The sequence below is a fragment of the Pseudoalteromonas sp. SA25 genome, from assembly GCF_011378705.1.
In the GTDB taxonomy this organism is placed as follows: Bacteria; Pseudomonadota; Gammaproteobacteria; order Enterobacterales; family Alteromonadaceae; genus Pseudoalteromonas; species Pseudoalteromonas arctica.
Genome location: NZ_WTKV01000015.1, coordinates 92,378 through 115,541, shown reverse-complemented (window position 1 = coordinate 115,541; position 23,164 = coordinate 92,378). Strand labels below are relative to the sequence as shown.

The 23,164-nt window shown below is 36.8% G+C and carries 21 protein-coding genes; 2 read left to right on the top strand and 19 right to left on the bottom strand.

The window, feature by feature from the left end; translation table 11 throughout:
- The 13 genes from GQR45_RS13550 to GQR45_RS13490 all read right to left on the bottom strand — a co-directional run bounded on the left by GQR45_RS13550 (nt 1) and on the right by GQR45_RS13490 (nt 12,639).
- Nucleotides 1-480, bottom strand: coding sequence for a hypothetical protein (locus tag GQR45_RS13550; protein ID WP_165726208.1), 480 nt, complete (start codon nt 478-480; stop codon nt 1-3).
- Between the two features lie 187 nt (nt 481-667).
- Nucleotides 668-1,258 (bottom strand): hypothetical protein, encoded by a 591-nt coding sequence (locus GQR45_RS13545; RefSeq protein WP_165726207.1) that lies wholly within the window; start codon nt 1,256-1,258, stop codon nt 668-670.
- A 5-nt stretch (nt 1,259-1,263) separates the two neighbouring features.
- Nucleotides 1,264-1,758: a hypothetical protein gene (locus tag GQR45_RS13540; RefSeq protein ID WP_165726206.1), complete on the bottom strand. Its 495-nt coding sequence runs from the start codon at nt 1,756-1,758 to the stop codon at nt 1,264-1,266.
- A 12-nt stretch (nt 1,759-1,770) separates the two neighbouring features.
- Nucleotides 1,771-3,753, bottom strand: a complete 1,983-nt coding sequence (locus GQR45_RS13535) for a hypothetical protein (RefSeq protein ID WP_165726205.1) — start codon at nt 3,751-3,753, stop codon at nt 1,771-1,773.
- A gap of 126 nt (nt 3,754-3,879) precedes the next feature.
- A complete protein-coding gene (locus tag GQR45_RS13530; protein WP_165726204.1) occupies nt 3,880-4,914 on the bottom strand; it encodes a hypothetical protein in 1,035 nt (344 codons plus the stop codon).
- A gap of 128 nt (nt 4,915-5,042) precedes the next feature.
- Nucleotides 5,043-5,735 (bottom strand): hypothetical protein, encoded by a 693-nt coding sequence (locus GQR45_RS13525; RefSeq protein WP_165726203.1) that lies wholly within the window; start codon nt 5,733-5,735, stop codon nt 5,043-5,045.
- 38 nt (nt 5,736-5,773) lie between these two features.
- On the bottom strand, nt 5,774-6,397 hold the full coding sequence (locus GQR45_RS13520) for a hypothetical protein (protein ID WP_165726202.1): 624 nt from the start codon (nt 6,395-6,397) through the stop codon (nt 5,774-5,776).
- Between the two features lie 323 nt (nt 6,398-6,720).
- Entirely contained in the window at nt 6,721-7,149 is a 429-nt protein-coding gene (locus GQR45_RS13515; RefSeq protein WP_010552716.1) for a hypothetical protein, read from the bottom strand.
- A gap of 210 nt (nt 7,150-7,359) precedes the next feature.
- Nucleotides 7,360-7,626 (bottom strand): hypothetical protein, encoded by a 267-nt coding sequence (locus GQR45_RS13510; protein ID WP_165726201.1) that lies wholly within the window; start codon nt 7,624-7,626, stop codon nt 7,360-7,362.
- 65 nt (nt 7,627-7,691) lie between these two features.
- A complete protein-coding gene (locus tag GQR45_RS13505) occupies nt 7,692-9,701 on the bottom strand; it encodes an IPT/TIG domain-containing protein (protein ID WP_165726200.1) in 2,010 nt (669 codons plus the stop codon).
- 139 nt (nt 9,702-9,840) lie between these two features.
- Nucleotides 9,841-11,049 carry an ABC transporter permease gene (locus GQR45_RS13500; RefSeq protein ID WP_007586822.1) on the bottom strand — a complete coding sequence of 403 codons (1,209 nt, stop codon included), beginning with the start codon at nt 11,047-11,049 and terminating at the stop codon, nt 9,841-9,843.
- Entirely contained in the window at nt 11,042-11,830 is a 789-nt protein-coding gene (locus GQR45_RS13495; RefSeq protein ID WP_007586825.1) for an ATP-binding cassette domain-containing protein, read from the bottom strand. The genes GQR45_RS13500 and GQR45_RS13495 overlap by 8 nt, the downstream gene beginning before the upstream one ends.
- Nucleotides 11,827-12,639 carry a DUF3025 domain-containing protein gene (locus GQR45_RS13490; RefSeq protein WP_165726199.1) on the bottom strand — a complete coding sequence of 271 codons (813 nt, stop codon included), beginning with the start codon at nt 12,637-12,639 and terminating at the stop codon, nt 11,827-11,829. Before GQR45_RS13490 ends, GQR45_RS13495 begins: the two co-directional genes overlap by 4 nt.
- A 113-nt stretch (nt 12,640-12,752) precedes the next feature.
- Here GQR45_RS13490 and GQR45_RS13485 point away from each other — a divergent pair, with 113 nt between their 5' ends.
- Together GQR45_RS13485 and GQR45_RS13480 are read left to right on the top strand one after the other, a co-directional pair.
- The gene (locus GQR45_RS13485; protein WP_165726198.1) at nt 12,753-14,378 is read left to right on the top strand and encodes a M28 family metallopeptidase; all 1,626 of its coding nucleotides are present in this window, start codon (nt 12,753-12,755) and stop codon (nt 14,376-14,378) included.
- Between the two features lie 160 nt (nt 14,379-14,538).
- Nucleotides 14,539-15,714 carry a putative manganese transporter gene (locus tag GQR45_RS13480; RefSeq protein WP_165726197.1) on the top strand — a complete coding sequence of 392 codons (1,176 nt, stop codon included), beginning with the start codon at nt 14,539-14,541 and terminating at the stop codon, nt 15,712-15,714.
- Between the two features lie 70 nt (nt 15,715-15,784).
- Here GQR45_RS13480 and GQR45_RS13475 read toward each other — a convergent pair whose 3' ends face one another.
- The 6 genes from GQR45_RS13475 to pgm all read right to left on the bottom strand — a co-directional run bounded on the left by GQR45_RS13475 (nt 15,785) and on the right by pgm (nt 23,160).
- On the bottom strand, nt 15,785-16,150 hold the full coding sequence (locus GQR45_RS13475) for a DUF805 domain-containing protein (RefSeq protein WP_165726196.1): 366 nt from the start codon (nt 16,148-16,150) through the stop codon (nt 15,785-15,787).
- Between the two features lie 149 nt (nt 16,151-16,299).
- Nucleotides 16,300-17,883 carry a dihydrolipoyllysine-residue acetyltransferase gene (locus tag GQR45_RS13470; protein ID WP_165726195.1) on the bottom strand — a complete coding sequence of 528 codons (1,584 nt, stop codon included), beginning with the start codon at nt 17,881-17,883 and terminating at the stop codon, nt 16,300-16,302.
- A gap of 8 nt (nt 17,884-17,891) precedes the next feature.
- Nucleotides 17,892-18,869: a transketolase C-terminal domain-containing protein gene (locus tag GQR45_RS13465; protein ID WP_008171214.1), complete on the bottom strand. Its 978-nt coding sequence runs from the start codon at nt 18,867-18,869 to the stop codon at nt 17,892-17,894.
- Nucleotides 18,869-20,083: a thiamine pyrophosphate-dependent dehydrogenase E1 component subunit alpha gene (locus GQR45_RS13460; protein WP_024592587.1), complete on the bottom strand. Its 1,215-nt coding sequence runs from the start codon at nt 20,081-20,083 to the stop codon at nt 18,869-18,871. The genes GQR45_RS13465 and GQR45_RS13460 overlap by 1 nt, the downstream gene beginning before the upstream one ends.
- 265 nt (nt 20,084-20,348) lie before the next feature.
- Entirely contained in the window at nt 20,349-21,401 is a 1,053-nt protein-coding gene (gene astE / locus GQR45_RS13455) for a succinylglutamate desuccinylase (protein WP_165726194.1), read from the bottom strand.
- A 121-nt stretch (nt 21,402-21,522) separates the two neighbouring features.
- Nucleotides 21,523-23,160 (bottom strand): phosphoglucomutase (alpha-D-glucose-1,6-bisphosphate-dependent), encoded by a 1,638-nt coding sequence (gene pgm / locus GQR45_RS13450; protein ID WP_007586850.1) that lies wholly within the window; start codon nt 23,158-23,160, stop codon nt 21,523-21,525.
- Nucleotides 23,161-23,164: the final 4 nt, after the last annotated feature.

Genomic DNA, 23,164 nt, shown 5'->3' with positions numbered 1-23,164 from the left:
TTAGCTTCTTAATAAGTTGACCATAAGCCACTTGCCATCGACTTGTCCAAACTTACATTTTCCTTTTATTGTTACGTTGTCTTTCTTTTTTCCAAGAAATATTTTTGATGTTGTAAATGTATAATTAACCCACAGCTCATCAGTATAACCATACTCCAATGCATTTTTTTGTGATCTTCGAATTATACTATTTTTAGCATCCTCAAGCACCTCAGTACCAACGATTGCAAAGTTATGGATACCCAAATAATAATTTTTTGTATAATGATCATGCTCACGAGCTAACATACCTTTTACAATACTTTGGTCCATATCTTTAGGTAGCGGTGCATAAAGCTGCTTGAAAAGCTCATAATCTTGATTTAAAACGATATCTACTGACTTCTTACAATTTTCAATCGGGATGCTGTAGTCAACGGCACTTGCCGTAAATGATAAAAGTAATGATTGAGCCAGTGTATAAAAAGCGATTTTTTTCATAGTTTTCTCCTGTAATTTTCGATTTGTGTGCATTTTACTCATTTGCTGAGTTTATAAGTACACCATAGGCACTGTACACTTTTCTGTTTAATAGATTATCTGTATATAAATTTTTAACGTCTCAATCTGATCTCCAATAATCAAACAGGACATTTTAATTTCATGTCTTTCCTTAGTTTTAAGTAAATTAAACAAGAAAGCCCAATAAAAACCCAATTGGGAAAAGAGATAAGTAAGTTAATGTCCACCATGAAAAACGGTGTTTAGTTTTGACGTTATGCACTTGCGCTAGGTAATTAACAATTGCTCTATAGTCACTTAAATTAAACGTATGTACCCCATAACGCTCTCCATTGACTGATTTAATCGCTAAATGCGTACTTATGTATGGACCAAACCATAGCAGCGGCGTCAACGGGAAGTAATTAATATACATTGCCTCTATATCTTTAAAAGCAATAAACACTTCACGCTCGCCTTTAAAATCTGGCATGGTTAAACCTTTGCGCGTGATAAATACATCGGCGTTGTAAAATGTTTTTTGTAACGAGGATTGCAATAGCACCAACCCAAAAAACAAAAACGGGGTAACCACAAACATAGTATTCAATGTTTGGTCAGCGTTTGAGTAACTTGGTTGGCCATCAACAAAAAAAGAGGCGACAAAAGCGCCCAGTAACATACCTAAAAACGATTTTATTCGCGTATAAGGCACCCAGCGCTTGTGTGCAAAACAGACTTGGAATGTATGTTTAAGTTTTTCAGATATAAAATTCATAATAATCAAAGTAGTCTATGATACATATACCATTCGTTATCAAACTCTAAAAATGAGCATGATTTGCTCCCGTTGTGCTCTTTATTTATAAAAGTGTAAAATAATGTGAATTCACGAGTGGCTTCAGGGTAAAAACGAGCCATTCGTTTATCTACTGAACTCTGTAAACCTGATACTAATTCATTACCATTAGGATCTTCTCCGGCGGTATCTAACAACGTGATTTTCAAATTATTTAAATTTAATTGCTCCCAATCCTCTTTGTAGTTTTTTATTGCTTTATCAACTTGCTTCCATGCTGTTTTACCTTCATTCCAGTTTTGTAATTTAGGTGGTAACTCTGCAAATAAAGCCTCTCGGTCTCCGGCTTTAATGTTTTGCCATGCGCCCATACAGCGTTTATTAAAATACTCTTTTGTTGGCACTTCACTAGCCATTGATAAAAAAGATGAGCTGATTAAAGGCCCCGTAATTAAAAGTGTGATTAATTTGTTTTTCATAAAAATGTCCTTTTATTTTTTAATATGAGCAGTAATTGCATCCGCAGCCGCCCATTTTAAAGTCGTAAATTCTTTGGTTTTATATTTATGTAATTGGTTATTATTTTTTATAATATAATCTGCAAACTCAATCACTTCATCTAGCTTAAGTGCTTGTGTGAATAAAGCTCTTAATTTTGCGAGTTGTTGTGTTTGGTTCATGCCACTTAAGCCCCATGCAGTAGATGCAGCAATAAATCGTGGTGTGATTTGTAAATCTGCCTGCCCTAAATAAAGTGCATTTAAATAATACTTTTGTTCATCACCAAAATATAAGGTAATTGTTGTGGCGTTATTGCTAGATACAGGCACGACGGCAACGCTGTTGTTAAAACCAACTGTTTTTTCTATGCCAGAAATAAATGTACTTGCAACCACTTTAGTATCAGCAAAAGGCAGGGAGCTATCTATCGTTAGTGTTGCTTCACTAAATATAGCAATTTTAAATGTGTTACTTTTTCCATAACTGTTTTTTAAATATAACTTGCCTGATTCAGCATTTGTAGGAACGGTGAAACTTAAGCTAGTAGGAGAAGTTGCTAAAGGGGTAAGCTCTACCTCATTTAAATACACTAAAGTATCGTCTGAAAAGTTTATTCCAGATAAAGTAACTTCCTGATTCGCTGAAGATTCTATAACACCTTGACTCACTATTATCGGCGAGAATTGTTGATTAAACGAAAGTGCAATAGGTGCTGTACGTATATTTGCTGCACTATAACTAATGCTAGTTGCATTGCGCGGCATTACAAAATCTACATAATCTTTCCCATTAGCATTAACAGCTATATTTACGGGTACTGTACAGCCTTCAATATTGAAATTTAAAAAGCCAGTTGCTAAGTTTTCACCGTAAACACGGTGTTTTTGGTTAGCTAAAATAACGCCTTCAATTTCTTGACTGCCATTTAATAAGTAATAAATATTACTCACTTCTAAATAGCTATCTGTACCATACCCTCCATTTGAGGCTGAGTTTAAGGGCTCAGGATCATTAACATCTAAAATTAGATCGTTATCGTCATCTAAATCTATAAAGTTGCCAAATTGGTCTTTATCATGATTCAAAGGTCTTTGAGGATTTCCCGCATCTTTACTATCTATAATTGTGTTTGCATCGGAATCTAAGTCTACAAAATTACCCAAGCCATCTTCGTCTAAATCAAGCGCACCTTCAAGTACATCTTTAATGCCGTCATTATCTGAGTCATCGTCGAGCCAGTTTGGTGTGCCGTCATTATCAACATCATGGGCATACGCTGAATCTAAATTAAACACGTAAAACTCAGTACCATCATTAATGCCATCGCCATCAGTATCCTGCGTATAACCTTGCAGTCCAAAAGCAGGCTCTACAGAGTCATCAATTGCATCTACATCCTCATCTACAAACACATGCAATTGGTAATCGTATGATTGCTTACCTCTAAACTCTTTATCATTAATAACAATATAATAAGTGCCAGACTCAGACGGCTTAACTTGAATTGCCCGCTTGTACTTACCTACAGCTGTAAAGTTTGGTTCCCACGACTGAATGGCCACTACAGAGCTATCCATTACTGCCATACCAGGATCAAATTCATTACTTGAAGAAGATAAAAGTACGGTTACTGCGACATCTTTTTTAAGCTTAATTTTGTAATAATCCTGATCGTTCGCTTGCTGAATTCGGCCAAAAAGTTTAATTGGTAACTTTTCAGGTGCGACAGTCGCTACATCATTATTGTTGTTAAATTCTTCTTCTTTAACAAATTCGTATTCACTTTTACTTGCATCAAAAGGATAAGCATCAAGCTCATCAGGTACACCGTCATCATCTTCGTCTTTATTTTGCCACGTGCCTACATGTGCGGATGCTTGAAGTGTTTTTGCGTGAACGTGTGTTGTATATGTTAGCGTGCTAAAAGCACAGCTGACGCTTAGCAATGAAAGGTATAATAGTTGGGTTTTCAAGAATCCATCCTTGTTTTGTTAGTCCGTAAAAGTATTAATTATTTGTCTAAAACTAATTCTATTTAATTCATAAAGCTATCGTACCTAAATTAATACAGCCATTCAAGCTAACACACCTATAGCCATCTATGTATCGATAGATTTTGCAAACCAATCATGTATGGCCATACTGTATTTTCTTGGTAAGTTGTAACCTAAACAAATCGCGCCAGATTTAGTTAACAGGTAAGTCCTTCGCGCGACTTTGGCAGCGCCCCAAACATCGCCTAACTTTATAATTTTGTTTTTGGCCCCTGTAGCTTTAATTATTAAGGCTTCATTACTGACTTTAAACCGTTTCCGGCCCATAACTAACGTACTTAAATAACCCCCTAACACAATTAATATTACTGATAAAACTGACTGAACAAATGCTGGTAAATATTGAGCTCCTACAAGGTGTTCATGATTAAATAAAAACCAAATAGTAAATAATGTAAACAACCAAATTAACATTAAGAGCGAGCAAAATTGCGGTGATGTTACGGGTCTAGCTGTTATTATTAACTCACCACCGTTGCTTTGTTTAAAGTAACGATCATTAGGAATATCAGCTGACTCTGTGCTTTTAGTTTTTAAACCATCAACACTTAATTTATGCCTACGATTTCCAGCAACTAGCGCTAAATCAGTATCAAAATGGGCCTCTAAAAAAGCAACTGATTTTAAAATATCTGAAAGTATTGCCATGTTCATTGTGAGCTCTGGATAACTAAAAAACTTCATTGAAAAATGCTCCAGTACTGGCTTTTCTGGATCAAAGAATTTTTCAAACTCACCGGTTGTAAAGCCACTTACTTCAACTAGGGATAACTGTGAATTAATAATATGCTTTTTTTTAGTAATAAAGCCAAGCCAAAAGCGTGTACTCACAATATCTTTATTTTTAGCGTTTAGTATTACTTTATTGACTTTTAATACCGGCGTGCACAGCATCAAGCCCAATAAAATTATTATACTGGACCAAACCAGCTCACCTGTTTTATATATACCTATTACACTGATATAAATTAGCCATGCGCCTAAGCACATCAAAAAAAAGTGAAATATAACCCCTGAGACACCGCCATTATCTGTAAATATTAGCAGCTCATTACTTTTTTTTTGTAATTTGTAACTCATTGATACACCAACACGACAAATGAATTCTATGATAAATAAGGAAGGCCAAGCCTTCCTTATTAAGTTAGGGTTTTTGACCTAAATACCAACGGCCAATTTAACTAAGTTAAAGTAACAATTAACGCCTATCAACCTAAGTATGTTTGCACAATAACTATGCTTGTGAGTACAGTTAAAAACAATGCTGCAAACATGACTGCTATAGCCTTAATGACTGGTGGAAATAAATAAGATACTTCAACAGCTGTTCTTTTGGTCATTACCTCTACCATTTCTGGTAACATAAAAAGGTTTATACGATTAATTGTCAGCGTGTCTTTATTAGTAAATAAAAATGTAGCATGAGTAAAAAATGGGAGTTTAATATTTTCATGGCGACTAACCGTTCCGCGAATACGCTTTACTATGGTGTAATCAAACTTACCCACGGTTACCTCTTCAATATCCCGATAGTAAAGTTTTTTATTTACATTGCCAGTATCTTTGAATTCAAAATAGTCTTGATACAGAGTAATTGATTGTTTACTGCCACGTTTAAAAAACAAAACTGCAATTAAAATAGCAAAGTAAAAGCCGATAAAATAAAGTACAACATATTCAGGCCTATTATTAGTATCGTACACCCGACCTTCACTTATAAAAAAACAGGTTAATAAAAATCCAACGATGTAAGCTATTACACTGTGTAGGTAGAGTTGCTTTTTAGTGAAGTTTTTTAATAAAGGATACGTTGTTAAATCGGCCTTACTATCTTTCTTAAGGCGTTCATCCGCACAATACGAGTTAGTAAATCGCCTAAATTTATTACACAAAAAGTCCATAAAGCCTCTTTTATAAAATCAAATATCCCTTTGACGGGTTAGATAAAAAATAACAAAATCATTAAGCAAAAAATGGTCAACAATAAAAAATAGAGAGGGATCTTTGTAATTAAAGATGTTTTAAATTCAATACTTACATCATGCTTTTCTTTTAACCAGTCTACAAATTCAGGAAGCTGTAATATCGATAAGCGATTAAAAACCTGTTTTTGATTGTTTTGGTATTCAACTACCGCCCCGGTAATAATTTTAAATTGAGTACTTTTAGTCGGAAATACTTTTACCGTAACTTTAACTGACTTCGTTAAATCAATGGGTTCTACACAGCCTGTATGTTTATCAACGGTTAAGTCTTTGGCACATTTAATACTATGGTTAACCCATATAACAAAGCGGATTGTATTTATGAGTAATAAATTTAAAACTATTGATTGGATTAGTTGTGGATCAGAATAGGTAGGATATTTGTTAGGGGTAAGGTCTATGCCGATTAATCCAAGAATAACGGCAACGAGTGTATTTATTACACAAAAGAACACCCACTGTTTTGTTGTTTTTTTTGGCCAGCGCCCCGTATTTTTTAGTTTATAATTATCATTATGTGCAAAAACTGGCATGTTTTTTACATTATTGTAAATAGAGTGCGAGAGTGAGTCTTTCACGTTTTAAAAGTTCCTTCTTTTTTGTGTATTGCGGTACGCCCAAAAGCTATTTAGTAAACCAATTTACAATGAGTATTCAAACTCTACAGGACCAACAGTTCATGCTTCATAACTTACACCATGATCCACCACTGATTCACCACTGATTCACCATAAAAATTAAGCGTGGCTTTATTTTCGCTAAGAATCTTAAGCGCTCAAATTAAGTACTTTATTAAACTCCAGCATGTTATTGTTTTTAGTGTTATTTTTCTTGCCGTTCAAAAATCACACAATTCAATTGTTCTTGTGCAATAAGCTATGTGCTTAATATAAGAAACTGATTAAAGACTAGTTTTATACCACTGATTAGTTTCTTTATCTAAGCCATAGTCACAGAGAAAATGGGAACTTCCTGTTTCTATGTTTAAAAACCCAATTTCAACTTGAACTTTTTTTTCTATGTTAAATAAAAAGTCTTTATCTTTTTCATCTATTAATATAAACAATGTACGTTCGTAATCAGCTGTTTTAATCGAATCATCATATCTAGCTGCTTTTTTTAGAAACTTCTTTTTCATATATGAAAATGAATTAGCCTTATTTACAGCTTGAACCTTTGGATGAAAATCTTGTATATAGGAATCGAAATCCTTATTTACGATCTTTATAGCATTGTCGTGGCACATTTTAGTAATTAAGTCTTTCTCCGACTCAGCATAAGCAAGGTTAGATAATAATAATGGTAATGTTAAAAATTTATAGAGTTTCATAATTATCCTTAACTAAGTTTTAATTTTGGTTGATCAGTATGTAATGGTTCACACATTAAATGCTCGTCTTGTACCATTCTTTTGTATCTTTATCCAAACCAAACTCACAAATAAAATGAGAACGGCCGGTTTTTATATTTAAAAAGCCAATTCCCACTTGAACTTTTTTTTCTATATCAAACAAAAAGTTATTTTCTTTTTCATTTATAATTATGAATTCTTCATTTTTATAATCTGCTGTTTTAATAGACTCATCATACTTAGCTGCTTTTTTAAAAACATTTTATTTAAGTACTTTTTAGCTTTTTCTTTTGCCTCAGCATTGGGGTGAAAGTCCTTTATATATGAATCAAAATCCTTGTTCACAATTTTTATAGCATTGTCGTAGCACTTTTCAACAAAAAATTCTTTGTTAGGTACCGCACTCGCGGAGTAAGAAAAAAATAAAAACAATGGTAAAAATTTATAGAGTTTCATAATTATCCTTAACTAAGTTTTGGTTTTTACTGTTTTAAAAATAAATAACTTATTGATGCTGCTTATCAGTTGGATATTGAGTTTTTTGAACTCGCTATTGCTTTATTTAACAAAGATTGATACTTGGATGAATTATCATCTATGAAACGTGGGTTACTTAAATTTGATTCAATAAAGTTGGCAAATACTTTAACGTCTTCGTTAGAACTAATTGTTTTAAAGGTCTCCTTCCACCTTCCCTGTTCTATGTTATTACCTAAAGCACCACTATACCAAACTGTAGAAGCTGCTATATGAATTGGCGTAATCACAATACTTTTATCTGCTTGAAAAACAACTGTATTAATAAATTCATGAGGGCGACCATTTTCATCAATATAAAGTGACATAACAACATCACTAACACCACCAAAAAAATAGTTAATGTTTAAATCATCGCCAACATACTCTTCTTGGTTGGTCGGTGTTTTTAAAGAAGTTACTAATAATGGTGCTAATACTTCATTGGGTATGTTCAATTGGCTGTAATCTAAAAATACTTCATCACCAATATTAATTGCAACTGTATTGCTTGTCCCATAGGTTGTTTTGGCAGTTAATCTAGCTTCAGAGCTAGCACCATCAGGGACAACAAAGGTCAACTTTTCTTCATTTTTAATTGAAGGTTTAACCTCTATATCATTAATAAAAACAAGCGTATCATCAGAAAAATGTTGACCCGATAGGCCTACAGTGTCACCCACCGAATAGTAATCAAATTTAGGTTTTAATACTAAGGGAAGATTACGGTTTGATTTATTCACATTAATTGAGTTGGAACGCTTACCCTTAGCAAAATAAAACAGAGATTGGGTATACTCTGGGAGTACAAAGGTAACATCTTGTATTGATGATACTTTTTTATTGATAGGCGGTAAATTTTTAGCTCGTTTGAATACGAGTATACCCTCGGTATCAAGACCTCTACCCTTTATTTTGTGCGTCCCATTCTCTACAAAAAGCCCGTTATACGACTGGCCCTTAAAAATATAATTTATAGTGCTTATTTCTTTATAATCAGCTTCGCCAGGGAAAGTTGAGTCGACTATTTTTAATGGGTTAGCATCATTTAAGTCAAGTAACCCATCGTTATCGTCATCAACATCAGCATAATTTGGTACTCTGTCTCCATCAGTATCGGCTGGGAAAGAAATAAGGATATCCTTAACTTCATTTTTATCGACATTTCCATTGCCATCTGAGTCAAGGTCTACAAAGTTGCCCAAACCATCTTGATCCTGGTCTGAAACACCTTCGATTTTATCTGGTATGCCATCTGCATCACTATCATCATCCAGCCAATTAGGAATACCATCCAAGTCAACATCATGTGAATATGTATTAATATCTAAATAAACATAAAACTCTGTACCGTCGAAAATTCTGTCTTTATCAGAGTCTATATCGTCCACAATTAAGCCAAAAGCAGGCTCTAGACCATCATCTATGTAATCTATATCTACATCAAAAAAGAGTTTTGCTTTATATGAAAAATCCGTATTTCCTCGCGCATCATCATCCGTAATAGCTAAGTAATAAGTACCTGCAGCTGGAAGTGTAAAATTAGATGCAGCTCCAATATTACCAATAGCAGTAAAGTTTGATTTAATTTCTTCTACCGACGAACCAGTTGAATTGAATATAAAAATGTTAGGCCTGAAAATTGAGTTAGTCGTGTTTAGTACAACAGATACACGCTCAGCCTTATTTGTTGTGAATTTAAATAAATCTAAATCAGCTGTATGCTGCACTACACCTGAAACAAAGTATGGGATCTCTGAAGTCAGGTTTTCTGCTTTGGCTAAATTGTCGTTTAACTCCGTTTCTTGATAGTACTTCGCTTTAGCTAAGTTTGCATCAAACGGGTAATCATCTTGTTCATCAGGCACACCATCGCCGTCTTCATCTTTATTTAGCCAAGTACCTACGTGGGGGGCTGGCTGAATTGTTTTTACTTGTGAAGGTGTTGCAAACGTGAGTAAACTAAAAGTACTGCTTACACTAAATAGCGAGATATATAATAGGTGTGCTTTCAAGAATCCATCCTTGTTTTATAATCCATAGTTCAGCCCATAAATTTAAACTATTTAATCACCGAATACAAACCACTTTAAAAATTGGCTTCAAAAACAAAAAAGCATCACTAAAGTGATGCTTTTTATTACCAATAAATTCTTACCTAAATAATACATCTTCTCGGTTAAACCATTTAACACAAAATGCTAGTAACGCACCTGCAATAAGTGCGGTTGCTAAAAATATTAGCCCTACAAAGGTATAATCAACTGTGCCTTTAATTATGTCTTTAATGGCTAATGCAACGTTTGTTACCGGGATAAACGCGGTTTTAGCAGTCAATTCCATATTTGGCATTATTGAAATAATGATAGGGAAAAATACGACCATACTTAAAGGCTGCATATAATTTTGTGCCTCTTTAAATGTACGCGCATAAATTGAGATAGCTAACGCTAAAGAAGAGAATATGGCAGCCAGCGGAAGTAAAAGTAAAAAAATCATCAGTAAATCACTAACCGCTAGCGTACCGAAGGCCGTTTTAATGAAATCTAAGTCAGCAAATGCTAATGCAACTGCAACCCAACACCCCATACTCACAATCGTAATAGTGGTTGATGCAATAGAGGTAGTAAGTAATGTTATAAATTTACCGAGCACCAATTCTGTACGTGTAATGGGTGTTAGTAGGAGTGTTTCTAGCGTGCCGCGCTCTTTTTCGCCGGCACCTAAATCTATTGCTGGGTAAGTAGCCCCCATTAAAACCAATGGGATAAGTAAATAAGGTAAATAGGCGCCTATTTTTTCACCTAAGTTTTCACGTTTATCGGCTGTATCTACTTTGACAACTTCAATAGGGTCAAGAATAGCTTTATGCGCAGACCTTTCTATCCCAAAGCTTTTTAACTTATCAGCTTGCAGTACGTCACTGTATTCCTGAGCAAGTTCTTTAACCCGATCGAATAAATAGTTTATTGATTTAGCATCGTTAAATACAACTTGCCATTTGCTTTGCTCACCATTGTCGAGAGTTTTTACGGCATTACTTGGCAAGTAAATCCCCATATCTATGTCGCCGGCGGTAACACCTGCTTTGAGATCTTCTATTGTATTAAAGGTTTTACTACCATTATAAAGTTCAAAGCTTTTATGGTAAAACACTTTGTCAGTAAATTCTTGTGCATATTCGCCGTTAATAATTACGTATGTATTTACTTTTTGATCGGCGTCAAGTGCAGCTTGGGTGCCAATAAAAGCAACAATAGCAAATATTATTGGGAAAATAAGTACTGGCAGCAACACAACAAACATAAGGGTTTTTTTGTCGCGAAGGAGCTCTTTTAATTCCTTTTTATATACTTCAAACATCATGTTTCTCCGTTAATATGTTCATAAACGCTTGATTAAGCTCATCACTATTACCTGCTTGTTTAAATTCATCTACTGTTCCGTCAAAGCAGCTAATACCTTCGTTAATTACAGCGACTCGGTCACATAAAAGTGCAACTTCATCTAAATGATGGGTAGAAAAAATAACAGGAGTACCTTGCGCCTTTAAACCCTTAATAAATTGAATAACGGTTTGCGTGGTCATTATATCGAGACCCGTTGTTGGCTCATCAAGTACAACAACTGCTGGGCGATGCACAACAGCACGCGCAATATTTGCTTTTTGCTTCATACCTGTTGATAGGTTTTCTGCGCGTTTATCTACAAACTTATGCATATCAAGCAATGTAAATAGCTCATCACAACGCGATGCAATATCGCTTTTGCTCATACCGTGAAGCTTTGCAAAATACTCTATGTTTTCTTTTACAGTTAAGCGGCCATACAAACCGGTAGAGCCCGATAAAAAACCGATAGACTTACGCCCCAGTAGCGGTTTTTTTACAATGTCGTTTCCGGCAATTGTTATTGAGCCTTCATCGGGCTTTAACGCGGTTGAAATCATTCTAAGTGTAGTTGTTTTACCCGCACCATTTGGGCCTAGCAACCCAAGTACTTCACCCTTTGCGCAGCTAAAACTCACATCTCGTACTGAGTGAAAGTAATCTTTATCTTCACGAGGGTCGATGTCGTCTATTTTATTTTTTTTGTGATCTTTAGTTAGCTTAAATTTCTTTTTAAGCCCAGCAACTTCTATCATGTTCGTATCCTTCGTTTCGCTCTAAAATAATCTGTATTGTTGTAAAAAGAGTCGTCTTTGTTTTCGTCATGCCAGCCTGGCACACCTAATAAAGGCAGTGGTGAAAGCTGTTTGTTATCAGCTAAGCAGTTATCTATATTAATCATCTCATAAAGGGCTTGGTCAAGGTACTGGTATTGAGTTACTAAATCTTTACAAAATATTTCATTAGGTACACAAACAAATAACGCTTTACCTGTTAAGCCTATATAAGGTTTGGTGAGCATTTCGTAATTTGCATGGCCAAACATAAAAGGTTTTATTGTTTTACCCCACTCATGTTTGTGTTCAACAAATGCTGTTTTCCATTGATGATCGCAAAGCCACTGCTGCCATTTTCTCTCACTTATAGCTAATACAACACCACATTCATCAAAGAGAGTTAGTGCATTACGATGCTTAGTACGCTTTTGCAAACCATGTTCAGCTATATCTTGCACATGACGCTGGTTTATAAGTGCTTTGGTTTTAGGAAATAAACACCAAATAAAGCCACCAAATAAGTCATGCCAATTCTCACTGCGTGTAGGTACAACACCCGTTTCAAAAATAACTTGTTCGTAATAACGATCGCCAAAATCTACCTTTGCATCATCTTCAAAAGTAATAGGAATATTATTCGCATTAATAGCGGTTAAAAATGGAGAAAACCACTGCGGCGCCGGCCAATCTGTTAGTTCGTTAACTTTAAACAGCTCACGTAAATGCGCAAATGCACCTGTTTCTAAACTACTGATTTGCCACTGCTCGGGGGGAGTAAAACGCTTCATTTAAACCTTTAACAATTTATGCCTATAATTTACGAGAAGTTTACCGCAAAAACTGGTTCTACTTAATAGAAGTTAATATACTAATCACAACTTAAAACAAAAAAAGAGCTGACATGAAACATTATTTCTCTCTCACACTCCTCGCTACCGCTGTTTTAGCAGGTTGCGCAACAACAAGTATTACACCTACTGATGTAACAAATGGTTATAACAGTATTCAAGCTGATGAACTGGCTAAACATGTAAAAGTACTCGCATCAGACGAATTTGGTGGTCGTGCTCCTTCATCACCTGGCGAAAAGCTAACACTTGATTATTTAACTGCGCAGTTTAAAGCTTTAGGTTTAAAACCAGGTAATGGCGACAGTTACTTACAAGAAGTGCCATTAGTTTCTTTAGAAGCAGATTCGAATATGGTGCTTAGTATTGGTGGTAAAGACTACCAATACAAAAAAGACATGGTTATGGGTAGCAGCCGCATAAGTGCTCAAGAAGGCATAGAAAACTCTGAACTTGTATTTGTAGGCTACGGCGTTAACGCACCTGAATACAATTGGAATGATTACGAAGGTTTAGACGTTAAGGGCAAAACGGTTGTAATGCTGGTTAACGATCCGGGTTTTGCAACAAAAGACCCTGCTTTATTTACTGGCGACGCAATGACATATTATGGGCGTTGGACATACAAATACGAAGAAGCGAGTCGCCGTGGTGCCGCAGGTGCAATTATTATTCATGAAACAGCACCTGCATCCTACCCGTGGTCGGTTGTTGAAAACTCGTGGAGCGGCGAGCAGTTTGGTTTTCAAAAAGAAAACAACAATATGGACCGCGTAGCCGTTGAAGGCTGGGTTACAACTGACGTAGCAAAAGAGCTTTTTACTAAAGCAGGATTAGATTTCGATACTGCGAAAGAAAACGCAGCTAAAGGTGCTTACCATGTTGATATGGGCGATTTAACTGCTTCTGTTAGTATTAAAAACACGATTAAAAAATCGGTGTCGTATAACTTTATCGCTACGTTACCAGGAAGCGAGCAACCAGATGAGCATGTTATTTACTCAGCTCATTGGGATCACTTAGGTACAGATAAAACACGTAAAGGCGATCAAATTTATAACGGTGCTCACGACAATGCAACGGGTACCGCTGGGCTAATTGAAGTAGCTGAAGCCTTTACTAAATTACCAAAGCACCCTAGCCGCTCAATGACATTTTTAGCAGTAACTGCTGAAGAGCAAGGCTTATTAGGGTCTAAATACTATGCGGCAAATCCCGTGATTGCAGCGAATAAAACAGTCGCTAACATAAACATGGATAGCTTAAATTTATTAGGCAAAGTAAAAGACATGAATGTGGTTGGTATTGGTAAATCACAAATGGATGAGTTTTTAGAAACTGCGGCTAAAGAGCAAGGCAGAACAATATCAGGTGATCCTAAACCGTCATCTGGTGGCTATTATCGCTCTGATCACTTTGCATTTGCAAACATGGGCATTCCGGCCATGTACGCAGGTGGCGGCACAGTGGCTGCTGATGAAGAAACGGCTAATTACCGTAAACGTATGAGTTTAGTACTTCGCGGTTGTTACCATCAACCATGTGACCGTTACCGTGATGAATGGGATTTATCGGGTGCTGTACAAGACTTACAATTATTTTATAAAGTAGGTTTTGATATTTCTGAAACAGAACAGTGGCCAACGTGGAATACAAACTCTGAATTTCAGCGTAAGTAGCCCAATTTAATCACAGCCTTTAATTCAAATTTAAACTAACTTAGATTTGGCTATCGAAAAACTCAAACAGAGTAATCGATTTAAATAGATGCAAATGATATTGATTATCATTTAATTAAAATATACAGTGTGACCTAGTTAATTTATTAGGTCGCATTGTATGATTTCACTCCCTCACATTGGTTTTATTACTCCTGCCTCAAAACGATTTTTGAGCCAAAATAAACGCTTACTGCTGCCTTTATTTATTTTAACTTGCCTTGCAATACCGCAATTACGCGAAATAACAATGACCGCACTGAGTGATGCATTTTTTCAAGTGAGTGTGTTTGTTGCTGCTACCCTTTTAATTTATTACTACGCTATAGAACACTTACCTCAATTAGAGCTTAGTTATTTAAGTGCCAAGTCCCCTATCTTAGAAATTAGCTTTGCAGCGGTTTTAGGTGCATTACCTGGCTGTGGTGGGGCTATTATTGTGGTTACTCAATTTACAAAAGGCCAAGCAAGCTTTGGGGCTATTGTTGCTGTGCTAACAGCTACAATGGGCGATGCAGCATTTTTATTACTTGCTACCCGCCCTACTGAAGGCTTGTTAATTATGGGAATAGGGTTAGTTGTGGGTACATTCAGTGGTTTACTGGTTAATACAATACACAAAAAAGACTTTTTACGCCCAACAGCGCAAGAACAAAAGCACCAAATTAAAATACTCTCAACTAACATTATTAAAATCAGTAAACCGGTTTGGATGGTAGCAGTTATCCCAAGCCTTATAATTGCCTTTTTGATTGCGTTTAATGTTGATTTTTCACAGTTTGGTTCAAACACAAGTACTGTAATTACGCTATTTGGTGCATTAATGGCTTTATTTATTGTTAGTATTTGGGCACTTTCGTCAAGAGGTGAAAGCTATCAAGAAGTAACGTCAGAAGACGATGCATGTAACCCCCCTTCTAAAATAATAAAAGTATTACAAGATACCCATTTTGTAACGGCATGGGTTGTAGCCTCTTTTATGCTATTTGAGATTTTGGTTAACATTGCAGGACTTGATTTAAAAACGTGGTTTGTACATTACGCCTATTTGGCCCCATTAATTGCAGTGCTTATTGGTTTTTTACCTGGTTGTGGTCCGCAAATAATTGTTACAACGCTTTATATTCAAGGCATTATTCCCTTTAGTGCTTTAGCAGGAAACGCAATTTCTAACGATGGTGATGCGTTATTTCCAGCAATAGCAATGGCGCCTAAAGCTGCAGTTATTGCTACACTTTATACGTCTATTCCCGCATTAATAGTTGGTTATGGGTTGTATTTTTTTGCTGAAATTTAAAAGAATGAGAAATAAAAAAACAAAAAAGCTCAGCAATTGCTGAGCTTTTAACATGTTAAGTTATTCTTACTTATACAGTAGTTGGTTCTACTGCTAATTCTTTTGGATTTGGACCAAAATCGTTTTCACCTTCGTGCGAATCTTGCGCAAGAAAAACAATTAATACAATCCAGCCGATTACTGGCACTAACCAAAGTAGCTGCCACCAGCCTGAACGGCCTGTATCATGTAGACGACGAGCGCCAATACTTAAGCCAGGAATAAATAGCGCTAAGCTATAAATAGAGCTTACGAACATTGTGTTTGTAATACCATCTATAACACTTGTTAAAAGCGAAAAAATAATATTAATTAGCATAAACATCCAAAATGCTTTACGACGATTACGGCCTGAAAAATCTGCGTAGCTACGCAACGCGTTCATATAATGTTCCATAAAATTTCCTTAGTGTTATTTTTTATATTCCCTAACGGGGTTAATCTAATTACTTTTTAGTAACATTTGTATCTTAATTAAAAACAGCTGATATTAAAACAAAAAACCAGCTAAAAGCTGGTTTTTATTACATATTAACAATTTAGCTATTAACTCATAGCCATCATCATTGCCGATGGGTTTTCTAAGTACGATTTCCATAGGTTATTAAAGCGAGCAATAGTGCCCCCATCAATAACGCGATGATCGCCAGACCAGCTCACTTGCATAATAGCTTTACTCACAACCTGCCCACTTTCATCAAAACGCGGTAGATGCTGCAGTTTACCTAGCGCAACAATAGCCACTTCTGGTTTATTAATTATAGGGGTCGCAATAGTGCCGCCAATAGCACCAATGTTAGAGATGCTAATTGTCCCACCTTTTAAATCATCGGGTGCAACACGGCCTTCTCGCGCAGAATGAGTTAAGCGGGTTAAATCATTTGCCACATCAACAATGCTTTTACTCTGGCACGATTTAATATTAGGCACTAACAAGCCAATTTTAGAATCAACCGCTATACCGATATTATGATCGTTATAATAGGTAAGCTCTGAGCATTCATCGTTCACTTTTGAATTAAGTACAGGGTACTCTTTCATTGCTAGCGAGAGTGCTTTTACAAAAAATGGCATCATGGTGAGCTTAACGCCTTGTGCTTTGTACTGCTCTTTTAAAGCGCTACGCAAAGCTATAAGCTGTGTTAAGTCTATTTCATCACTAAACGTAAAGTGCGGAATAGTTGAAACGGAAGCTACCATTTGCTTGGCCATGGCCGCTTTAATGCCTTTAATTTGCTCTACTCGTACGCCACCGCTTTGATTCTGTGTTTGGTTTTGTACTGCACTTTGAGAAGCATCGCTATTAAGCGGTGAAGTATCAATAGTATTTGGCACTTCGGCTTTTACAAACTCTTCAATATCTTGCTTGTAAATACGGCCATTTTTACCACTACCTGGTACACAGGTTAAATCAACATCTAGCTCACGAGCTTTACGACGAACTGCGGGGGATGCAACCGCTTTTTGATTGATAACTTTAGCAGTTTGCTGTGTTTTAACAGGGGCAACTTTTTCCGCGACGGCATTAGTTTGAGCCTTTACGACCGCTTGGTTTATATCAACATTTGGTTTTGCTGCACTGCCTGCAATTGTCATTTGAAACAACGGGCTATGTACTTTTGCTATTTCACCTTTCTGGTAATATAGTTTTTTTACTGTGCCTGTATATTTTGCCGGAATTTGTACTAATGCTTTGTCGGTCATTACGTCACAAACCGCTTGGTCTTCTTCTATTTCGTCGCCTTCAGCAACTAACCAATCAACAATCTCACACTCAACAATACCTTCACCAATATCCGGTAATATAAAGTCCTCAACCACATCAGCTGCATCATTAGTTTTATTTTCAGCTTGTACTGGCTCTTGTACTACTTCATTGCTAATGCTTTCACCTGCTACATCCATAGCGAATAAAGGGGCATGTACTTTAGCAATCTCACCTTTTAGATAATATAGCTTTGAAATAACGCCATCATGCACTGCCGGAATTTGTACTAATGCTTTGTCTGTCATAACATCGCAAATTGGCTGATCCTCAGATACGGTATCGCCTTCTTGTACTAGCCATTCAACTACTTCGCATTCAACAATGCCTTCACCAATATCGGGTAATATAAAATCTTTAGCCATGGTAACCCCTAAAAATCCATTGATTGTTTAATTGCAGCCAACACTTTTAGTGCATCCGGTACGTATTCTTTTTCAAGTGCCAGCGGGTATGGAGTATCTAGACCACATACACGTAAAATTGGCGACTCTAAGTGCAAGAAACACTCTTGTTGTATTGTTGCAGCTATCTCTGCACCAAAGCCATTGGTTATAGGCGCTTCATGACTCACGATTAAACGGCCGGTTTTAATAACCGATTTAGCAATCGTTTCAACATCCCATGGTAAAATACTACGAAGGTCAATAACTTCACAGCTTATACCTTGCTCACTTGCTTGCTTTGCTGCATCTTCAATAATCTCCATTTGAGCACCCCACGCTAAAAGCGTAATATCGGCACCCTCTTGCACTACTTCAGCCGTGCCTAATTCAATACTATAATCTTCTTCTGGCACTTCGCCAATTGATGCACGATATAAACGCTTAGGCTCAAAAAATATGACCGGGTTATCGTCTTTAATTGATGCACGTAATAAACCTTTAGCTTGGTAAGGGTTACGCGGTACAACTACTTTCAAACCCGGTGTGTGCGCAAAATAGGCTTCGGGTGATTGTGAATGGTATAAACCACCAGCAATACCGCCGCCATAAGGTGTACGAATAGTTAAGTTACCCACATTAAATTCATTACCACTGCGATAACGAAATTTAGCGGCTTCATTTACTATTTGATCAAACGCTGGGAAAATATAATCAGCAAATTGAATTTCTGCCAATGCAGGCGCACCAAAAGCAGCTAAACCATTAGCAAAACCTAAAATACCTTGCTCGGTTAAAGGCGTATTAAAAACACGATGTTTACCGTACTTTTCTTGTAAGCCCGATGTTGCTCTAAATACACCACCAAAGTAACCAACATCCTCACCAAAAATACAGGCTTGAGGGTGTTCATTCATCGTAATATCGAGAGCAGAGTTAATTGCGTGGAGCATGTTCATTTTAGCCATTACTTAATTCTCCCTGCGGTTACTGGGTAAGCATCTGGATGCTGTTTTATATGTTCTTTTAGTTGCTCGTACTGGCGTTGCAATAATGGAATTGGTGTATCGTAAACGTCAGATACCAGTTCTTCTAAAGCGGGCTTTGCAACAACTTCAGCACGTTTAAGCGCGGCTAAAATTTCTTCACGAATCGACTCTTTTGCTTTTATATCGTCTTCTTCGTTTAACCAGTCTTGCTTGACCAGCCATTTTCTAAATTTATCAATAGGGCACGTTTGATGATTCGCTTCTTCATCTTTAGAGCGATAACCACTTGGATCGTCTGACGTAGAGTGCGCACCTAAACGATAAGCAATCGATTCAATAAGTACAGGTTCACCTTGTGTTGAGGCTATTTCGCGTGCTTTTTTAGTTGCCGCATACACAGCAAGTGCATCTGTGCCATCAACACGAATTGTTTTAATGCCATAACCCACACCACGCGAGGCAATACCATCGCCTTTAAATTGCTCATCAGCAGGGGTTGATATTGCATAGCCGTTATTACGTGCAAAAAATATAACCGGCGCTCTGTGAACAGCGGCCATATTTAAACCGGCATGAAAGTCACCTTCAGATGCAGCACCTTCACCAAAGTAACAAATAGTCACATTATCAATTGTGCTGGCAAGCTCGCCTGTTTTAACGTCGATGTGCTTTATTTTTTGGCCATATGCATAACCCGTTGCCTGTGGTATTTGCGTACCCAACGGCGATGAAATCGTCATGTAGTTTAGCGCTTTAGAACCATAGTGAATTGGCATTTGACGGCCTTTGCCTAAATCCAATTCATTTGAAAACATTTGGTTCATAAATTGATCAAGCGTAAAGCCACGATAATGCAGGGCTGCCTGTTCACGATATTGAGCCATGATCATATCGTCTTGATCAAGTGCAGCAGCAGAGGCTGTAACTGCGGCTTCTTCGCCTAGGCATTGCATATAAAAACTAACACGGCCTTGGCGCTGCGCGCCTTGCATACGTTCATCTAACAAACGTATAAAACGCATTGTTTCATATAACTTAATAGCGGTATGTTTTGAAATGTCAGGTGCGGTTGCACTAGGATGAATGTCGCCGTCCTCAGTTAAAATACTAAGGGTTGGAATATTAAGTGCTTGACCATCAATAAATTCAAGCTCGTGGTTAATATTCAGCGATACGTTATTTGGATTACTCATAACCTACCTTCTTTTGTTGTCGGTAAAACAGTGCCCCTTTAAATTATTATTGTGGGTGATTGTTGCTGGTTAAACTTTGCAACATCTGCACTATCTTTAATTAAAGCTGCCAACACTTTACGTTAACGTAAAGTGTTATTCAACAGATCTAGGACGAAACAAAAGCAAATACTGGTTAAATAAGTGGCAAGTTAACGATACGGTTACTTTAATTTATAGTAATCATATAGTTAACTTTAAGTCAATAGTGGTCTGATGAGTTAAATTAGACGAAATTGCTATCAATATCCATTGGAATAACAGTAAGGAGTGCTCTTTGCCCTAATGCTACGCTCGCATTAGGAAAAATAATAGCCTCTCCTTCAACGTCAGCGTAAATCGCTGTATCACCGTCGGTTGCAAGTAGTTCACCTTTCGCAAAGCCAGTAAAGTTCTCGGCATCGTCAGAAAAAGGAAAGCTAAAATCGTTCTGCGTTCTATTTATTGTGCGATGGACAGCAAACAATTCAAAATCGTTTGCATTAAATTCAGGGTATTTAACTTCATTTTGACTAATTAATGCAGTTAAGGTTTGCTTTGTTTTTTCAAAGCGAGCCATATCGTTTTGACCAAATGGCTTAACTTGACCCAGCTCTACCGTAAAAGAATCAGCACCGTGTATAAATGACGAATAATAGCTAAATGTTGTTGCAGGAGATTTCATCATAAGCACGGTATTTACACCACAACTCAATAAAAATTGTAGCTGCGACTTTTTCCATGGCTTACCATGTAAAAATGGATACACAGCAAATTTTTCGTTTTTAGAGCCTCTAATTGCAGTGTGTAAGTCGTAATGACATCGGCTACTGCCTTGCTCGCCACGTGTATAAAAATCGCTTACGTATTGCTCAAGCTTTGCAGCGCGGTTTCGCTCATTATTCATTGGTACACCTTCAACTGTATGGTGACCATTAAATAATCTATTTAAGTTTTCTTCTACAAAACGCAGGCCAATATTAATTGATTGTGGATTACCGTAAATAAACAAAACACGCTGCTTAAGTATCAGCTCGCCTTTTATAATTTGTTTAATAAGTGCATCACAAATTTCAATTGGCGCAGTTTCGTTACCGTGTACAGCGCTTGAATAAACTACATCTTTTGACGTTATAACAGCAGGTTGAAACTCAATGACTCCGGTATCGTGTATATTTACACAAGTCCCATTATCTAAAACAAACTCACCTGCATCTAAATGCCATTCGTTGTCACGACTAAGCGTTAAAAAATCGCCTGTTTGTTTTAATTCATTTAAGTAAGATGGATTGGCTGACATATAATAAGCCCTTTAAAAATAATGTGAGAGTAGACTCTTATGCATATATTTTTATAAATACACAAGGTATAGAAACGAAAACGGCTGAATAAATCAGCCGTTTTAAAATTATTAGATTAAGTTAGCTTATAACTGAATCTACAAGCTTTTTAGCTTCTTTTTCAAGTAACGCTAAATGCTCTTCACCTTTAAATGATTCAAGGTATATTTTATAAATATCTTCAGTACCTGATGGACGCGCTGCAAACCAGCCATTCTCAGTGACCACTTTTAAACCACCAATGGCGGCATCGTTACCGGGTGCATGAGTCAATTTTTGCAAAATAGGCTCGCCAGCAAGTGTATCTGCTTTAACATCAGAAGCACTCAATGCTTTTAAACGTGATTTTTGACCGCTTGTGGCTGGTGCATCTAGGCGTTTATAAATTGGAGAACCAAACTCTTGTTCTAATTCTTTATAAAGCGCTGATGGCGTTTTACCTGTCACAGCAAGTATTTCTGCAGCGAGTAGACCCATAATGAAGCCGTCTTTATCTGTACACCATACAGAGCCATCAAAACGTAAGAATGCAGCACCTGCGCTTTCTTCGCCACCAAAGGCAAGCTTGCCTTTGCTTAAGCCTTCAACAAACCATTTAAAGCCTACTGGTACTTCTTTAACCTTACGGTTGTTACGAGCAGCTACTTTGTCGATCATAGAGCTAGAAACCAATGTTTTACCAATTTCTACGGTTTCATTCCAATCACGGTGTTTAAGTAAGTAATCGATTGCCACTGCTAAAAAGTGGTTTGGATTCATTAAACCATCTGGCGTTACAATACCGTGACGATCGTAGTCAGGATCGTTACCAATAGACACATCAAAATCATCTTTTAGTGCAATAAGATTTGCCATTGAATAAGGTGATGAACAATCCATACGAATTTTGCCGTCTTTATCAAGTGGCATAAAAGCAAAACGTGGATCAACAACATCATTAACTACGGTTAAATCTAAATTATATTTTTTTGCAATGACTGGCCAAAAATTAATACCTGAACCACCTAGTGGATCGATACCAATTTTGATACCTGCATCGCTAATTGCTTTTAAATTAACGATATTTGCTAAGTCATCAATATAAGGAGTCATTAAATCTTCGTAGCGGATAAAGCCAGAACGCGATGCTTTAGCGAATGGAAATAACTCAACTTCAACTAAATCTTCTAGTAAAAGTTGATTAGCTCTGTCTTCAATCCATTTAGTGACGTCGGTATCAGCTGGTCCGCCATTAGGTGGGTTGTATTTAAAGCCACCATCTTCAGGAGGGTTATGCGAAGGCGTAACAACAATCCCGTCTGCTAATTCATTTGGGTGTAGCTTATTGTGGCTCACTATGGCATGGCTGATAACTGGCGTTGGTGTAAAATCACCGTCTTCTTGCGTTATCACTTGCACTTCGTTAGCAACTAATACTTCAATTGCTGAGTTAAATGCGGCTTCACTCAATGCGTGTGTGTCTTTGCCTAAAAATAACGGACCAAATATGTCATTTTGTTTTCTGTAATCACAAATAGCCTGAGTAATCGCTAGAATGTGTGACTCGTTAAATTTAACATCGTAAGAACAACCACGGTGGCCTGAGGTACCAAAGGCAACACAATGCTCTGGATTTTGTTCAAGATCAGGTTCATTTAAGTAATACGCAGATACTAATTTAGGTACGTTAACCAGTGCCGATTGTGGAGCAGTTTTGCCTGCGCCTGAGTGAATAGCCATTATA

Excerpts from the sequence above, each read along its gene's own strand:
- GQR45_RS13550 (WP_165726208.1), bottom strand. The coding sequence starts at position 480 with ATGAAAAAAATCGCTTTTTATACACTGGCTCAATCATTACTTTTATCA.
- GQR45_RS13545 (WP_165726207.1), bottom strand. The coding sequence starts at position 1,258 with ATGAATTTTATATCTGAAAAACTTAAACATACATTCCAAGTCTGTTTT.
- GQR45_RS13540 (WP_165726206.1), bottom strand. The coding sequence starts at position 1,758 with ATGAAAAACAAATTAATCACACTTTTAATTACGGGGCCTTTAATCAGC.
- GQR45_RS13530 (WP_165726204.1), bottom strand. The coding sequence starts at position 4,914 with ATGAGTTACAAATTACAAAAAAAAAGTAATGAGCTGCTAATATTTACA.
- GQR45_RS13525 (WP_165726203.1), bottom strand. The coding sequence starts at position 5,735 with ATGGACTTTTTGTGTAATAAATTTAGGCGATTTACTAACTCGTATTGT.
- GQR45_RS13515 (WP_010552716.1), bottom strand. The coding sequence starts at position 7,149 with ATGAAACTCTATAAATTTTTAACATTACCATTATTATTATCTAACCTT.
- GQR45_RS13510 (WP_165726201.1), bottom strand. The coding sequence starts at position 7,626 with ATGAAACTCTATAAATTTTTACCATTGTTTTTATTTTTTTCTTACTCC.
- GQR45_RS13500 (WP_007586822.1), bottom strand. The coding sequence starts at position 11,049 with ATGTTTGAAGTATATAAAAAGGAATTAAAAGAGCTCCTTCGCGACAAA.
- GQR45_RS13495 (WP_007586825.1), bottom strand. The coding sequence starts at position 11,830 with ATGATAGAAGTTGCTGGGCTTAAAAAGAAATTTAAGCTAACTAAAGAT.
- GQR45_RS13490 (WP_165726199.1), bottom strand. The coding sequence starts at position 12,639 with ATGAAGCGTTTTACTCCCCCCGAGCAGTGGCAAATCAGTAGTTTAGAA.
- GQR45_RS13485 (WP_165726198.1), top strand. The coding sequence starts at position 12,753 with ATGAAACATTATTTCTCTCTCACACTCCTCGCTACCGCTGTTTTAGCA.
- GQR45_RS13480 (WP_165726197.1), top strand. The coding sequence starts at position 14,539 with ATGATTTCACTCCCTCACATTGGTTTTATTACTCCTGCCTCAAAACGA.
- GQR45_RS13475 (WP_165726196.1), bottom strand. The coding sequence starts at position 16,150 with ATGGAACATTATATGAACGCGTTGCGTAGCTACGCAGATTTTTCAGGC.
- GQR45_RS13470 (WP_165726195.1), bottom strand. The coding sequence starts at position 17,883 with ATGGCTAAAGATTTTATATTACCCGATATTGGTGAAGGCATTGTTGAA.
- GQR45_RS13465 (WP_008171214.1), bottom strand. The coding sequence starts at position 18,869 with ATGGCTAAAATGAACATGCTCCACGCAATTAACTCTGCTCTCGATATT.
- GQR45_RS13460 (WP_024592587.1), bottom strand. The coding sequence starts at position 20,083 with ATGAGTAATCCAAATAACGTATCGCTGAATATTAACCACGAGCTTGAA.
- astE (WP_165726194.1), bottom strand. The coding sequence starts at position 21,401 with ATGTCAGCCAATCCATCTTACTTAAATGAATTAAAACAAACAGGCGAT.
- pgm (WP_007586850.1), bottom strand. The coding sequence starts at position 23,160 with ATGGCTATTCACTCAGGCGCAGGCAAAACTGCTCCACAATCGGCACTG.